General features: G+C 46.9%; 10 protein-coding genes and 2 pseudogenes. 10 read left to right on the forward strand and 2 right to left on the reverse strand.

The window, feature by feature from the left end:
- Window positions 1-31: 31 nt before the first annotated feature.
- Window positions 32-1,168, forward strand: coding sequence for a molecular chaperone DnaJ (gene dnaJ / locus HQQ92_RS03460; RefSeq protein WP_113941183.1), 1,137 nt, complete (start codon window positions 32-34; stop codon window positions 1,166-1,168).
- A 773-nt stretch (window positions 1,169-1,941) separates the two neighbouring features.
- The gene (locus tag HQQ92_RS03465; protein ID WP_173243170.1) at window positions 1,942-2,355 is read left to right on the forward strand and encodes a TIR domain-containing protein; all 414 of its coding nucleotides are present in this window, start codon (window positions 1,942-1,944) and stop codon (window positions 2,353-2,355) included.
- Here the strand turns inward: HQQ92_RS03465 and HQQ92_RS03470 are convergent.
- A pseudogene (locus HQQ92_RS03470) lies at window positions 2,348-3,526 on the reverse strand (IS3-like element ISSba5 family transposase). The gene HQQ92_RS03465 and the pseudogene HQQ92_RS03470 overlap by 8 nt on opposite strands.
- A gap of 63 nt (window positions 3,527-3,589) precedes the next feature.
- Here HQQ92_RS03470 and HQQ92_RS03475 point away from each other — a divergent pair.
- Window positions 3,590-4,120 (forward strand): hypothetical protein, encoded by a 531-nt coding sequence (locus tag HQQ92_RS03475; RefSeq protein WP_173243173.1) that lies wholly within the window; start codon window positions 3,590-3,592, stop codon window positions 4,118-4,120.
- A 130-nt stretch (window positions 4,121-4,250) separates the two neighbouring features.
- Here HQQ92_RS03475 and HQQ92_RS03480 read toward each other — a convergent pair whose 3' ends face one another.
- Window positions 4,251-4,529: a DNA polymerase III subunit epsilon gene (locus HQQ92_RS03480; protein WP_173243176.1), complete on the reverse strand. Its 279-nt coding sequence runs from the start codon at window positions 4,527-4,529 to the stop codon at window positions 4,251-4,253.
- Window positions 4,530-5,071: 542 nt separating this feature from the next.
- On the opposite strand from HQQ92_RS03480, the pseudogene HQQ92_RS03485 reads away from it, so the two are divergent.
- The 7 genes and pseudogenes from HQQ92_RS03485 to carB all read left to right on the forward strand — a co-directional run bounded on the left by HQQ92_RS03485 (window position 5,072) and on the right by carB (window position 14,387).
- Window positions 5,072-6,404, forward strand: a pseudogene (locus tag HQQ92_RS03485) (DEAD/DEAH box helicase).
- 137 nt (window positions 6,405-6,541) lie between these two features.
- Window positions 6,542-7,126, forward strand: coding sequence for a GNAT family N-acetyltransferase (locus tag HQQ92_RS03490; protein ID WP_131523201.1), 585 nt, complete (start codon window positions 6,542-6,544; stop codon window positions 7,124-7,126).
- 149 nt (window positions 7,127-7,275) lie between these two features.
- Window positions 7,276-8,085, forward strand: coding sequence for a M48 family metallopeptidase (locus HQQ92_RS03495; RefSeq protein WP_028759303.1), 810 nt, complete (start codon window positions 7,276-7,278; stop codon window positions 8,083-8,085).
- Between the two features lie 219 nt (window positions 8,086-8,304).
- On the forward strand, window positions 8,305-8,922 hold the full coding sequence (locus HQQ92_RS03500; RefSeq protein WP_006083907.1) for an FKBP-type peptidyl-prolyl cis-trans isomerase: 618 nt from the start codon (window positions 8,305-8,307) through the stop codon (window positions 8,920-8,922).
- Window positions 8,923-8,993: 71 nt separating this feature from the next.
- Window positions 8,994-9,806, forward strand: coding sequence for a 4-hydroxy-tetrahydrodipicolinate reductase (gene dapB, locus HQQ92_RS03505; RefSeq protein WP_105251661.1), 813 nt, complete (start codon window positions 8,994-8,996; stop codon window positions 9,804-9,806).
- A gap of 168 nt (window positions 9,807-9,974) precedes the next feature.
- Entirely contained in the window at window positions 9,975-11,135 is a 1,161-nt protein-coding gene (carA, locus tag HQQ92_RS03510) for a glutamine-hydrolyzing carbamoyl-phosphate synthase small subunit (protein ID WP_113941188.1), read from the forward strand.
- Between the two features lie 27 nt (window positions 11,136-11,162).
- Window positions 11,163-14,387, forward strand: a complete 3,225-nt coding sequence (gene carB / locus HQQ92_RS03515; protein ID WP_105251663.1) for a carbamoyl-phosphate synthase large subunit — start codon at window positions 11,163-11,165, stop codon at window positions 14,385-14,387.
- Window positions 14,388-14,472 lie beyond the last annotated feature (85 nt).

Here is a 14,472-nt window from a genome sequence, read left to right on the forward strand (position 1 = left end):
TTGTTCAACACCAGCTGAGAAGCATGAGATTATGTCAAAGCGAGATTATTACGAAGTATTAGGTGTCAGTCGTGACACCAGCGAACGTGAAATTAAAAAGGCCTACAAACGTCTGGCCATGAAATTTCACCCAGATCGCAACCCAGGCGACAAAACCGCAGAAGCTAACTTTAAAGAAATTAAAGAAGCCTACGAGATCCTAACCGACGCCGACAAAAAAGCGGCCTATGACCAATTTGGTCATGCGGGTGTGGATCCTAATCGCGGTGGCGGTGGTTACGGTGGTGGTCAAGGCGATTTCGGTGATATTTTCGGTGATGTCTTTGGCGATATTTTCGGCGGTGGACGTCGTGGTGGTGGTCAACGCCAAGCGGCCCGCGGCTCAGATTTACGTTACAACCTAGAGTTATCACTGGAAGAAGCCGTTAAAGGCTTAACCAAAGAACTGCGTATCCCAACACTGGCGACTTGCGATCTATGTGAAGGCAGCGGCGCTAAAAAAGGCACCTCTGCAACCACTTGTGGCACCTGTCATGGTCAAGGCCAAGTCCAAATGCGCCAAGGTTTCTTTGCGGTGCAACAGCCTTGTCCAACCTGTCATGGCCGCGGCAAGATCATCAAAGATCCTTGCACTAAGTGTCATGGCGATGGCCGTGTTGAAAAGAGCAAAACCTTATCGGTTAAGATCCCAGCAGGCGTTGATACGGGTGACCGTATTCGTTTAGCGGGTGAAGGCGAAGCGGGTGAGTTTGGCGCGCCTCCAGGGGATTTATACGTTCAGGTCAGCGTGCGTGAGCATGCGATTTTTGTCCGTGATGGCAACAACCTTTACTGCGAAGTGCCGATATCCTTCAGTAAAGCGGCCCTAGGCGGTGAGATTGAAGTGCCAACACTGGATGGTAAAGTCAGCCTGAAGATCCCAGCCGAAACGCAAACGGGCCGTATGTTCCGTTTACGTGGCAAAGGCGTCAAGTCGGTTCGCAGCCATGCGGTAGGCGACTTGCTCTGCAAAGTGGTTATGGAAACCCCAGTTAACTTAAACGATCGTCAAAAAGAACTGTTACGCGAATTTGAAGCCACCTTAACCGGTGAGTCGAAAAAACACAGCCCAAAGGCTGAGGGCTTTTTCGATGGCGTGAAAAAGTTCTTTCAAGATCTGAATAGCTAACTTGGTCTAGTGGCGCAGAGGTTAGCTGCGCACTAGATGAATAAAGCCTCGCAGTGTTTAGCACTTGCGGGGCTTTTTTATGGTTGTTTTATGCTAAAACCACTTAAAAGGCTAGATGTTAGTTTGATCGTTCTGCTTTGCTATTTGGCTTTATAGCCGAGATTGTTTGTGACTTAAACCTAGCTTTAGGTTTCTCTTTTTTAAAGAAAATCAAAGTCGTGGGGCTTCACCCCACACCCGACCAAGGAGGACTGCTCGTCCTATCCTCCTTGGATGCTCCATGACGCCCCCAACGGAGTTGAAAGCCCCTTGTGCTCATTGGCAAATTTGCTGACGCTTCCGATGGGGCGTCCCTTCCCCTCGAAAGCTAGCTTGCCATCCATGGCAAGACTCACGCAATTTGTCTATTCGCCCTGCGGCAACTCCGAGGGGATGGTGTATTCCTTTGATTCTGGTGTTATCGGTAAATTGTTCAGGTATAAAAGTTATTCATGTCCGGTCTTTACGTTCGCCCAGCGGCAATTCCGAGGGGATAGTGTATTACGTATTCATTGATGCTATTGATAAGCAAATAAATAATAAAATCAAGCTCACATAACCTTTCATTTATCTAAAAGTATATAAAATGAGATTTAAGAACAACTATCTAGTTTTAAATTATTGTTTACAAAGAGGAAAAACAGTGGGAAATTGAGTGTATTCAATATTGTTCATTTGTGTATCTAAACACTGTAAATGTAAAGTAATTAGAATTATTTATATATGGAGTATCGATGAAAGTATTTATAAGTTGGTCTGGTGAAATGAGTCATAAAGTCGCCAAGTCGCTAAGAGACTGGCTACCATCTGTAATACAGAGTATTACACCTTACGTTTCTTCAGAAGATATTGACAAAGGAGCACGTTGGTCCAGTGACATTGCATCAGAACTCGATGAATCATCTTTTGGCTTATTATGCGTAACGCCGGACAATATAAACGCACCGTGGTTAAATTTTGAAGCTGGAGCACTTGGTAAAAGTGTAGATAAGAGTAGGGTTTGTCCTTTTTTGTTTAGGATTAAACGCTCTGATATAAAAGGACCTGTACTCCAGTTTCAATCAACTATTCATGATAAAGAAGATATTTATAAGTTATTAAAATCTATCAATGATGCTTGTGGAGATCAGGGTGTAGTGGTCAAGTAAAATTGGCCACGGTTTTAGAGTCATTCCAATATAAACGTTCTGACTCATTTGGCGTTAACCCACCATTATATTGATGGGGTCTGGTCTCACTGTAATATCCAGTGATGTAATTTGTGATCTCTTTATCTGCTTCTGTAAAATTCCCATAACCACTGGCAGGTATCCACTCAGATTTCAAACTTCTAAAGAAACGCTCCATTGGTGCGTTATCCCAACAATTCCCGCGGCGACTCATACTTTGCTCAATCTGAAGACGCCATATTAATTGTCTGAATTTCAAGCTTGTGTAATGCGAACCTTGATCGCTGTGATATATCACATTCTCAGGCTTACCCCTTAACTCAAATGCCATTTTCAAAGCTTTACAGGTCAGCGCACTATCTGGTGATAATGACAAAGCCCATCCAACAGGTTTGCGGGAAAATAAGTCTAAAACAACGGCTAGATAGGCCCAGCGATTACCGACCCAAACATACGTCACGTCGCCACACCACACTTGATCTGGTTGAGTTACTGCAAACTGTCGATTAAGCGTATTGGGGATTGCAACATGCTCTTGTGTCGCTTTCCTATAAGAATGCTTAGGCTGCTGACAGCTTAATAACCCAAGTTTTTTCATTAGATTACGGGCTCGATAACGACTGAGACCAATCCCTTTGTTAGTCACTAATTGCGCTATCGTTCGCGCACCGGCAGAGCCATGACTAATACGATGTGCGGCCTTCACTTCACTGCATAAAATAGTAAAGTCTGTATCAATATGTTCTTTTCTTTTTTAGCCAATACTTATAGCTACTTCGATGCACTTTGAATGCATTACAAATTGTGAGAATAGAGTGGCTCTGCTTGAGTGCGCTGATTAGCGTAAATTGTTCATCGAGTCTGACATCAAGAGAGCGGTAGCCTTTTTTAGGATAAGATTGTGCTCCTCAAGACGAGCTATTTGCTTCTTCAGCTCACGGATTTCAATTTGTTCAGGGGTAATCGGAGATGCTTTTGGTGTGCCACCCTGGCGTTCTAGTTTTAACTGTCTCACCCATTTATCCATAGTGGACTTACCTACGTTCATCGCCTTTGCAGCTTCGATGATGCTATGGTTTTTATCGAGGACTAATTGGGCTGCTTCAAGTTTGAATTCAGCACTAAATGTTTTTCTGGTTGTCGATCTCATGTTTTCACCTAAAGTCATCTACGAGGTAATAATATCACCTCTATTTAGGTGGCCAAAATTAGTGTGCCACTACAGGGGATAGAGGAAACTAGACTTGAAAAAACATTTGCAGTTTGGTGGCCTAAATTAGATGAAGAACTTTCTCAAATTCCAAATCCGCAAGAAGCTCAAGAGGTTACTTCGAATCAACCTGAAGAAATGTATGGGTATGTTTCTAGAGTTCTAGAAGAGGTCTTAGAAGTTAGCCGAACAAATCAAAGGTTACTTCGTGATCCTACCACCCTCTTACCAGTGGACTATTTCGAGCATGTTTTGGATAGGCTAAATAGGGATAGTAGGTTGCGTAAAAGATCAATGGAGGAACGTATTATAGAAGAACGTATTCATCCGGCTGCATTAGAAGAATTGGTTGTTAGATATCGAGAATTCCTAAAGTTTTTTGGTAAAACTAGACATAAATTTGGCGAAAATCCTGAAATGATGGAAGAGTTGCTCTTTTTACTTCGACGCATGGATGATCCTCTTCGATATTTATGCAACAACATAGGTATGAGGCTACCAAAAGAGATGCTTGATGAGTTTGATAGACTATAAATCAGATTTATCTTACTTTGCGGTATTTAACCATTGATACCTTCAAATACCTATCGTCATAGACTCTTGTTTATAAAGATAGGTATTTGAGCGTGAGCCATCAATGATGATCAATGGCTCTTTTGAGAGGTTACTCTTCTGTATCAGTAAATGCGGCTTCGGCTTTCTCTAACTCTTGCTCGGTTTTCAGTTGAAACGCTTGTTGCTTTTTAAGCTTGGCTTCTTCTTCAAGTGCAGCTTCTCTTTGTTTAAATTCGTGTCTCTCTGGTTTAGTTAGAAACTTAAACGCGAGCTTGTTGCCTAGCACGTAGGCGACCACGTCTTCACCTTTTGTGCGGCGCTCATCGACGCGTTGTGAAAAACGGGCGTTATCGCGGGCTTTACGTTCTTCGGCATTTAACTTACTCATAATCTGTTCTCCTCATTTAGTTAATCACGGTAGTGTTCCACTACGCTCAGTTAAACAAATGAGTTGTGTTGCACATTCATAAAGCTGATTATGCGGGATTCTACCATAAGCGCTCATGAAAGCTGTGGGATTAAAATCTACCATCCCATCACTTGCGTTAACTTTACGCACATAAGAAAGATGCGGCAGGAGTCTCTTTTAAGATACACCACGAACGCCGAAGCGACAGGAATTCACCTATTCCTGCGAACTGGCCGTTAGACATGAACCTTGTCGGCAGGGGAGATCCAAGAGGGGGTTGCAGTTGATTCTCTTTAGGTCGGTTATTGATTTGACCTTTGGTTTAGAAATTCAAACAAAGTTTCAAACTAGACTTTCTTAGTGGCGTAACGCAAATGCCGTAACTGTATTGTTGCAAACCGTACCGTTGTAAAGAGTACCGTTGCAAACTGGCCAAGGCTTGCGTAAAAGCCGAAACAACATTGGTATTCAAAGGCAACTCTCAGTAAACTTTCGCTCCCATGTTTTGATCCGGTGCTGTGATGACCTTTCCCGAGCTTTCTTCTTCCCCTGAGTCGTTAACTTTTGCTGAGCTTGGCTTAAATTCGGCGTTACTTAAGGCCTTGCCTGCAAGTCTTAAACATCCGACAAAGGTACAGCAACTCACGATTCCGGCCATTCTTGCAGGACGGGATTTGTTAGCCTTAGCACAAACTGGTAGCAGGGAAAACCTTAGCCTTTGGTTTGCCACTCCTACAACAAATTTTGTTGCAACAGCAAACACAGTTGCAGAGCACTAAGTCTGTACAGTCTCTAAATGCACTGGCGTTAGTGTTGGTGCCTACACGGGAATTAGCGCTGCAAGTGACTGAGGCGCTGCAAACAGTGGCGAGTCAGTTATCGACTTCGTTGAACATTCAGCTTCTGTGTGGCGGGGTCGCGCTGGAAGACCAATTAGCCGAACTTGCAGCCAAGCCGCAGGTGTTAGTGGCAACCCCTGGACGTTTACTGGACTTATGTAAACAGGCCCACGTCAGCCTCGATTCGATAAAACATCTTGTGCTGGATGAGGCTGACCGCCTGTTGGAAATGGGGTTTTGGCCCGATGTGCAAAAGCTGATGGCGTTTATGCCTAAGCTTAAGCAAATCTTGTTGTTTTCTGCCACCTTGCCCGAGGCTTTGGATACATTGGCGGGCAAACTGCTGGTGAATAAGCCGCTACGGGTCGAAGCTCACAAGGTGAATTCAGTGGTTGGTGAAATCGAAGAACAGCTCTATTTAGTCAACAAGGGCAGCAAAGCACAGGCATTGATTGCGCTGTTAAAACAGTATCAATGGCCGCAGGTGTTGGTGTTTATCAGCGCCCGTGATGATGCCGATGCCGTCGCTAAACGACTCGCCAAAGCGGGGATGAAAGTCGCCGCGCTGCACGGTGAAAAAGAGCAAACCGTGCGCAGCCAAACCTTGGCCGACTTTAAAGCCAATCGGATCCAAGTATTAGTGGCGACAGATTTGATGGCGCGCGGCATTCATGTTGATGCCTTGCCTGTCGTCATCAATTTGGATTTGCCCATGAGTGCGCCTGTGTACGTGCACCGCATTGGCCGCACCGCGCGCGCTGGCGAAAAAGGGCTGGCGATTTCCCTCGTGTGCCACGGTGAAATGGTAACTTTAACGGCGATCCGCAGTTTAACCGCGCGGGAGTTACCGCTGGCATTATTGGCTGACTTTCCGGTAACGGATAAGCCGAGTGAAAAAATCATTGATGGCGCCACTGAGGGAAAAGCTGAGCGTAAGCGACCACCACGGGATAAACAGGCGAATCGCCGTAGCATCAATAAGCACAGCGCTAAAGAGTTTAAAGGTAAGCGCTGAGCTTGAAGCTATTCATAGCGTTCGAGCTTGGCGTGCCTCAATCACTAAACAGATAACAGAATAAAGCGCATTGGCCGCTGTTATCACTTTCGCTCTGGGTGTAACTTAGTGACTTATTTACATTAAGGAGCTAAGTCATGGGATCGACATTGGCGTTAAGCAAAGCACTTCATAAAGTGGTGAATAACGGTTTAACGACCGAGCACTTTGTACTTAGGCCATTCCAGCGAGCGGATCTTGAGGCTTTTACCGCCTATCGAGCCGACCCTAAGGTCGCTAAATATCAAAGCTGGACGGATTACAGCTATAGCGATGCACTCGCGTTGTTCGAGAAGATGGATTATGCACAATTTGGTGCGGTTGATACTTGGTTTCAGCTTGCGATTGTTACTGGCGCGTTGGGAACAAGACCGACCCAATTAGTTGGCGATCTGGCGCTGCACTTTATTGATGAGCAGCAGGTGGAAATTGGCTTTACGATTGCGCCTGAACATCAAGGTAAACATGTGGCTTTTGAGGCCGTCAGCGCATTGCTGGATTACCTCTTTATTGAATTGCATAAGCATAGAGTTATTGCCATCACCGATGCACAAAATCTTGCCTGCTGTCGCTTACTCGAAAAACTCCGCTTTAGGCGTGAAGCCCATCATGTGAAAAACATCTTCTTTAAAGGCGCGTGGGGCGATGAGTTCGTCTATGCCTTGTTAAAGGAGGAGTATTAATTCCTTTTAGGTGCAAAGTATCGCTAACGCGCGCCGCCAGTGTTTCTCTATTTGGCTTATCTTGTCTATCTCAGTAAAATCTTTCCATTAGTTGAGCCCGTGTTGGCTCAAAGATCTTCACGCCCGTCATGGGATTTAAGGAGTGCCACATGAAATCAATGCGTTTAGGCTTAGTGGGTATGGCGGTCGCGCTCGGATTATCGGCCTGTGCGACCACGCAATCGCCAACGGGGCGAGGGCAGACCTTGTTGTATTCAGCGGCGCAAATGCAGCAGATGGGCGATTCCTCCTTCGAGGAAATGAAAAAACAGCAAAAAGTGAGTAGTGATAAAAAGCTGACGCAATACGTCAATTGTGTCGCTAATCGTATTACCGCAGTGCTGCCGGACCAAACCCAGCGCTGGGATGTGGTTTTGTTTGACTCAGAACAAGTCAACGCTTTTGCTCTGCCGGGTGGGCATATTGGGGTTTATACCGGATTGCTTAAGGTCGCTAAGGGACCAGATCAGCTTGCTACTGTGCTCGGTCACGAAGTCGCGCATGTGTTGGCGCAGCACGGTAATGAGCAGGTTTCCCGTGGACAGTTAACGGGCGTTGGAATGCAGATTGCCGATGCAGCGCTAGGGGCGAGTGGTGTGTCGAATCGCGACTTATATATGTCGGCATTGGGACTCGGTGCTCAGGTGGGGGTGATCTTACCCTTTGGCCGTGCCCAAGAGAGCGAAGCCGATATCATGGGCGTAGAGTTAATGGCTCGAGCGGGTTTCAATCCGGCTCAGAGTGTTGAGTTATGGCAGAATATGTCGAAGGTGGGCGGTAGCCAAGGGCCGGAGTTATTATCGACCCATCCATCGAACAGTAATCGCATTGCTCAGCTACAACAATTGCAAGCACAGATGCAGCCACTTTATGCCAGTGCTAAAGCGCAGGTGAAGAATCAATGTGTGGCGCCGAAATAAGCTGAAGTCTATTTAAGATCTAAGTGCCCGTTTGGTGAGTGTTCGCCGTCGTTTGCGCAGAGATATGTGTCCTTAACCTATTTATGCTTTTGGATAAATACGCAATAAGTGTGTAAAAAAGCCTCCTTAGTTAAATAAGCAGTCAGTTTATCAGCATAGCTCGCTGAACTATGGTAAACTGGCGCGCAAAATTCCACTGATAATTGAGAGTCGTTAATTATGTCTGATAAATTCAGTACTGTTGAACAGCAAGCAAGCTACGGTGTAGGCCGTCAAATGGGTGAGCAACTGGCCGCCAATTCTTTTGATGGTGTGGATATTCCAGCCGTTCAAGCGGGTTTAGCCGATGCGTTTGCCGGTTTAGAAAGTGCTGTGTCTATGCAAGATCTGCAAGTTGCTTTCACTGAAATTAGCGGTCGTATTCAAGCTGCTCAAGAGCAAGCTGCTGCTGCTGCGTCTGCTGAAGGCGATGCCTTCTTAGCTGAAAATGCTAAGCGTGATGGCGTGACTGTGACTGACTCTGGTCTGCAGTTCGAAGTATTAGTCCAAGGTGACGGTGCTACTCCAACTTACGAAGATACTGTTCGTACTCACTACCATGGTTCTTTCATCAATGGTGATGTGTTCGACAGCTCTGTAGTTCGTGGCCAACCTGCTGAGTTCCCAGTTTCTGGCGTTATCGCTGGCTGGACTGAAGCACTGCAACTGATGCCAGTAGGCACTAAGTTGAAATTATTTGTGCCACATCACTTAGCTTACGGTGAGCGCGGCGCGGGGGCATCGATTCCTCCTTATTCAACTTTGGTATTCGAAGTTGAATTATTAGATATCATCTAATATTGAAAAAACGCCTAAGCCTGTCTTAGGCGTTTTCTTATGGAATACAAAGAAAGATTGAGGAGATTGAAATGAGTGGACAAGTGAGAGTGGCAATCGTCGGTGCCGGTGGTCGTATGGGACGCACTCTTATTGAAGCGGCCTACAATCACGACCATATTTTACTGGGTGCCGCCATTGAGCGTGCAGGCTCAAGTTTAGTGGGTGTGGATGCGGGTGAGTTAGCTGGTGTGGGTAAATTAAACGTCATGATCATGGATTCGCTCGATTATGCGACCGATGATTTTGATGTGTTGATCGATTTCACCGCGCCAGACGCCAGTATTGTCCATTTAGATTGGTGTGTTCGCCATAAGAAAGCTATGGTGATTGGCACAACGGGTTTCAATCATGCTCAAAAAGAACAGATCAATGCCTTTGCCGAGCAAACGCCGGTCGTGATGGCGCCGAATATGTCTGTGGGTGTCAATTTGATGTGGAAATTACTCGAACTGGCTGCCGAAGTCATGGGTGATTACACGGATATCGAAATTATCGAAGGCCACCACAGACACAAAAAAGATGCGCCGTCGGGCACAGCCCTGAAAATGGGTGAAGTGATTGCTAAGACTTTAGGTCGCGATCTTGAAAAATGTGCCGTATATGGCCGTGAAGGGATCACGGGTGAACGTGACCGTGAAACTATCGGTTTTGCGACTATTCGTGCTGGTGATTTAGTTGGTGAACACACGGCTATGTTTGCCGATATCGGTGAGCGTTTAGAGATCACCCATAAAGCTTCGAGTCGTATGACCTTTGCTAATGGTGCTATGCGTGCCGCTCACTGGCTCGTGGAGCAAAAGCCGGGCTTGTATGATATGCAGCAGGTTTTAGGTTTGCATTAATATTAAAAACGCCGATATGGCGTTTTTTTTTGCACCCAGTTACCAGTGGGTGGACGGTTTCGCGTTTTTACTGTAAACTCGCTGGAATTTGTCAAAATTTCGTAAATTAGCGGAAATTGGTATCTTAACATAACATAAAAACATTATATTTCAGTGGCTTGGCTCTTTATGGAGGTCGCGTTGACAAAGTCTGCCTTACTCGTACTCGAAGATGGAACTGTATTCTCTGGCACAGCAATTGGTGCCGATGGTCTCTCTGTTGGTGAAGTTGTTTTTAACACTTCCATGACAGGATACCAAGAAATTTTAACTGATCCATCCTACTCACGCCAGATTGTAACATTAACCTACCCACACATAGGCAACACTGGTACCAATGATGAAGATATTGAATCCGATGGGGTTCACGCTTGTGGTCTTATCATTCGTGATCTTCCGCTCATCGCAAGTAGTTTCCGTAATCAACAAAGCTTAAGTGATTATCTCAAAGCGAACAATGTCGTTGGCATAGCAGATATCGATACCCGCAAGTTAACTCGTATTCTCCGTGAAAAAGGTGCTCAAGCCGGTTGTATTATGGCAGGTGCAGACTTAGACGAAGCAAAAGCGCTCGCCGCTGCCAAAGCTTTCCCCGGTTTAAAAGGCATGGATCTCGCTAAAGAAGTCACGACTAAAACTGCCTATCCATGGCGTAAAGGTAGCTGGCGTTTAGTGGGCGGCTTACCAGAAGATACGCCAGCAAATGAGCTTAAATACAAAGTAGTAGCCTACGACTACGGCGTTAAGCAAAACATTCTGCGCATGTTAGTGGACCGCGGTTGTGACGTCACCGTAGTGCCTGCTAAAACTTCAGCTGCCGAAGTGTTAGCGATGAATCCCGATGGTGTGTTCCTTTCGAACGGCCCTGGCGATCCAGAGCCATGCGATTACGCGATTGAAGCGATTCAACAAATTCTGAAAACCGACACGCCGATTTTCGGTATTTGTTTAGGTCATCAGCTACTCGCGCTGGCCTCAGGTGCAAAAACTTTGAAGATGAAGTTTGGTCACCACGGTGCAAACCACCCAGTGAGCAATATCGAGAAAGGTAACGTGATGATCACCAGCCAAAACCACGGTTTTGCTGCCGATGAAACGACCTTACCCGCCAACATTAAGGTGACGCATAAGTCGCTGTTTGATGGTTCACTCCAAGGTATCCATCTGACGGACAAGCCCGCGTTCAGCTTCCAAGGTCACCCTGAAGCGAGCCCTGGCCCGAACGATGCCGCCCCGCTGTTCGATCACTTTATCGAGCTAATCGACATATACCGTCAGAACGCCAAGTAGTACGCTAGCTAGGAGAAGAGAGAAGCAATGCCAAAACGTACAGATATAAAGAGTATTCTTATCCTAGGCGCCGGCCCAATCGTGATTGGTCAGGCATGTGAATTTGACTATTCTGGCGCACAAGCGTGTAAAGCGCTGCGTGAAGAAGGCTACCGTGTCATTCTGGTGAACTCTAACCCTGCCACCATTATGACTGATCCAGAAATGGCCGATGCCACTTATATCGAGCCGATTCACTGGGAAGTGGTCCGTAACATTATTGCTAAAGAACGCCCAGATGCGATTCTGCCAACCATGGGCGGCCAAACCGCACTGAACTGCGCATTAGAACTTGAAGCCAAAGGCGTACTGAAAGAATTTAACGTCGAGATGATTGGCGCGACTGCCGATGCTATCGATAAAGCTGAAGACCGTAGCCGCTTTGATAAAGCGATGAAAAGTATTGGTCTTGATTGTCCACGCGCGGGCATTGCCCACAATATGGACGAAGCTTATGGCGTACTTGATCAAGTGGGTTTCCCTTGTATTATCCGCCCATCCTTTACTATGGGTGGCTCGGGTGGCGGTATCGCTTACAACAGGGAAGAGTTCGAAGAGATCTGTTCACAGGGCTTAGAGTTATCGCCAACGAGTGAACTGCTGATCGACGAATCACTGATCGGTTGGAAAGAATACGAGATGGAAGTGGTCCGCGATCGCAACGATAACTGCATTATCGTCTGCGCCATCGAAAACTTCGATCCTATGGGCGTGCACACGGGCGACTCTATTACAGTTGCACCCGCGCAAACCCTGACTGATAAAGAATACCAAATCATGCGTAACGCCTCTATGGCCGTACTGCGTGAGATTGGTGTTGAGACCGGCGGTTCGAACGTACAGTTTGGTATCAACCCGAAAGATGGCCGTATGGTTATCATCGAGATGAACCCACGGGTATCGCGCTCTTCAGCATTAGCATCAAAAGCAACGGGTTTCCCGATTGCTAAAATCGCTGCTAAGTTAGCGGTTGGTTTCACTCTTGATGAGCTGATGAACGACATCACTGGCGGTCGCACGCCAGCGTCATTCGAGCCTGCTATCGATTACGTTGTGACTAAAGTGCCACGCTTTAACTTTGAAAAGTTTGCCGGCGCCAATGATCGCTTAACCACACAGATGAAGTCTGTGGGTGAAGTGATGGCGATTGGGCGTACTTTCCAAGAGTCACTGCAAAAAGCCTTACGTGGTTTAGAGGTTAGTCGTAACGGTCTCGATCCTGTCACAGATATGTCTAAACCTGAGGCTATGTCGCGTATTCGCCACGAGCTGAAAGAGCCTGGTTGCGACCGTATTTGGTACATAGCCGATGCGATGCGTGCGGGGCTGAGCTTAGATGAAATCTTTAAACTGACCAATATCGACCCTTGGTTCCTCGTGCAAATCGAAGAGCTGGTTCAGCTCGAAGGTGTTGTTGCTGAAGCGGGTCTGGCGGGTCTGGATATCGACTTACTGCGTAAGCTGAAACGTAAAGGTTTTGCCGATGCGCGTCTGGCCGATGTATTAGGCGTGAACGAAGCCGAAGTGCGTAAGCTGCGTGATAAGTTCGACCTGCACCCAGTCTATAAGCGTGTGGATACCTGTGCGGCTGAGTTTGCAACAGACACGGCTTACATGTACTCAACGTATGAAGAAGAATGTGAAGCTAACCCATCGACCCGTGACAAAATCATGGTGTTAGGTGGCGGGCCAAACCGTATCGGTCAAGGTATTGAGTTCGATTATTGCTGTGTGCACGCGGCGTTAGCGCTACGTGAAGACGGCTATGAAACCATCATGGTGAACTGTAACCCTGAAACCGTTTCAACCGACTACGACACTTCAGACCGTCTGTACTTCGAACCCGTCACACTGGAAGACGTATTAGAAATCGTCCGTATCGAGAAGCCAAAGGGCGTTATCGTGCAGTACGGTGGTCAAACGCCATTGAAATTGGCCCGTGCCTTAGAAGCTGCTGGCGTACCTGTAATTGGTACTAGCCCAGATGCCATCGACCGCGCCGAAGACCGTGAGCGTTTCCAGCAAGCTATTCAACGCTTAGAGATGAAGCAGCCTGAAAATGATACCGTGACTACGGTTGAAGGTGCTGTGATTGCCGCTGAGCGTATCGGTTATCCGCTTGTTGTGCGTCCATCCTATGTACTGGGCGGCCGCGCGATGGAAATCGTTTACGACAAGCAAGATTTGCTGCGTTACTTCAACGAAGCCGTGAGCGTATCGAACGCGTCGCCAGTATTGCTCGATCGTTTCTTAGATGATGCGATTGAAGTGGATATCGATGCAGTATGTGACGGTGAAATCGTGGTGATTGGCGCGATTATGGAGCATATCGAACAAGCGGGGGTTCACTCAGGTGACTCAGGTTGTTCGCTGCCGCCATACACGCTAAGCCAAGAAATCCAAGATCGCATGCGCGTTCAAGTCGGCAAGTTGGCGATGGAACTCGGTGTTGTCGGTCTGATGAACGTACAGTTCGCCGTGAAAGATAATGAAATCTATATGATTGAAGTTAACCCACGTGCTGCCCGTACTGTGCCATTCGTGTCCAAAGCGACCGGTGTGCCTTTAGCTAAGATTGCCGCGCGTGTGATGGCGGGTCAAAGCTTAACGTCGCAAAACTTCACTAAAGAAGTGATCCCACCTTTCTACTCAGTGAAAGAAGTGGTGTTGCCATTTAATAAGTTCCCAGGTGTTGACCCACTGTTAGGCCCTGAAATGCGCTCTACCGGTGAAGTCATGGGCGTGGGCGATACGTTCGCCGAAGCCTATGCTAAGGCGCAGTTAGGTGCGACTTCTGAGGTGCCTAAGTCGGGTCGTGCATTATTGTCTGTGCGTAACAGCGATAAGAAACGCGTTGCCGATTTAGCGGCTAAGTTAATTGAGCTCGGTTACCAAATCGATGCGACTCATGGTACTGCGGTTATCCTAGGCGAAGCGGGTATCAACCCACGTTTAGTGAACAAGGTACACGAAGGGCGTCCACACATTCTCGATCGCATCAAGAATGGTGAATACACTTATATCGTGAACACTACCGAAGGTCGCCAAGCGATTGAAGATTCTCGTCAATTGCGCCGCGGTGCACTGCGTTACAAAGTTAACTACACGACGACCATGAATGCTGCATTCGCCACTTGTATGGCCCATGCCGCCGATGACCGTACTAACGTGACGTCAGTACAAGAACTGCATCTGCGCGTACTGGCTAAATAAGCTATAGCGTTAATGTTGTTAATTAGAGGGCCGCATAACTTAGGTTATGCGGCCTTATTATTTCGTCAATTTTGAGCGCTTCGTT

Origin of the sequence: Shewanella sp. DC2-4 (assembly GCF_013248875.1) — a bacterium.
GTDB classification, from domain to species: Bacteria; Pseudomonadota; Gammaproteobacteria; order Enterobacterales; family Shewanellaceae; genus Shewanella; species Shewanella oncorhynchi.

What these genes read in the sequence shown, in the direction of transcription:
- dnaJ (WP_113941183.1), top strand. Translation starts at nt 32, where the DNA reads ATGTCAAAGCGAGATTATTACGAAGTATTAGGTGTCAGTCGTGACACC.
- HQQ92_RS03465 (WP_173243170.1), top strand. Translation starts at nt 1,942, where the DNA reads ATGAAAGTATTTATAAGTTGGTCTGGTGAAATGAGTCATAAAGTCGCC.
- HQQ92_RS03480 (WP_173243176.1), bottom strand. Translation starts at nt 4,529, where the DNA reads ATGAGTAAGTTAAATGCCGAAGAACGTAAAGCCCGCGATAACGCCCGT.
- HQQ92_RS03490 (WP_131523201.1), top strand. Translation starts at nt 6,542, where the DNA reads ATGGGATCGACATTGGCGTTAAGCAAAGCACTTCATAAAGTGGTGAAT.
- HQQ92_RS03495 (WP_028759303.1), top strand. Translation starts at nt 7,276, where the DNA reads ATGAAATCAATGCGTTTAGGCTTAGTGGGTATGGCGGTCGCGCTCGGA.
- HQQ92_RS03500 (WP_006083907.1), top strand. Translation starts at nt 8,305, where the DNA reads ATGTCTGATAAATTCAGTACTGTTGAACAGCAAGCAAGCTACGGTGTA.
- dapB (WP_105251661.1), top strand. Translation starts at nt 8,994, where the DNA reads ATGAGTGGACAAGTGAGAGTGGCAATCGTCGGTGCCGGTGGTCGTATG.
- carA (WP_113941188.1), top strand. Translation starts at nt 9,975, where the DNA reads ATGGAGGTCGCGTTGACAAAGTCTGCCTTACTCGTACTCGAAGATGGA.
- carB (WP_105251663.1), top strand. Translation starts at nt 11,163, where the DNA reads ATGCCAAAACGTACAGATATAAAGAGTATTCTTATCCTAGGCGCCGGC.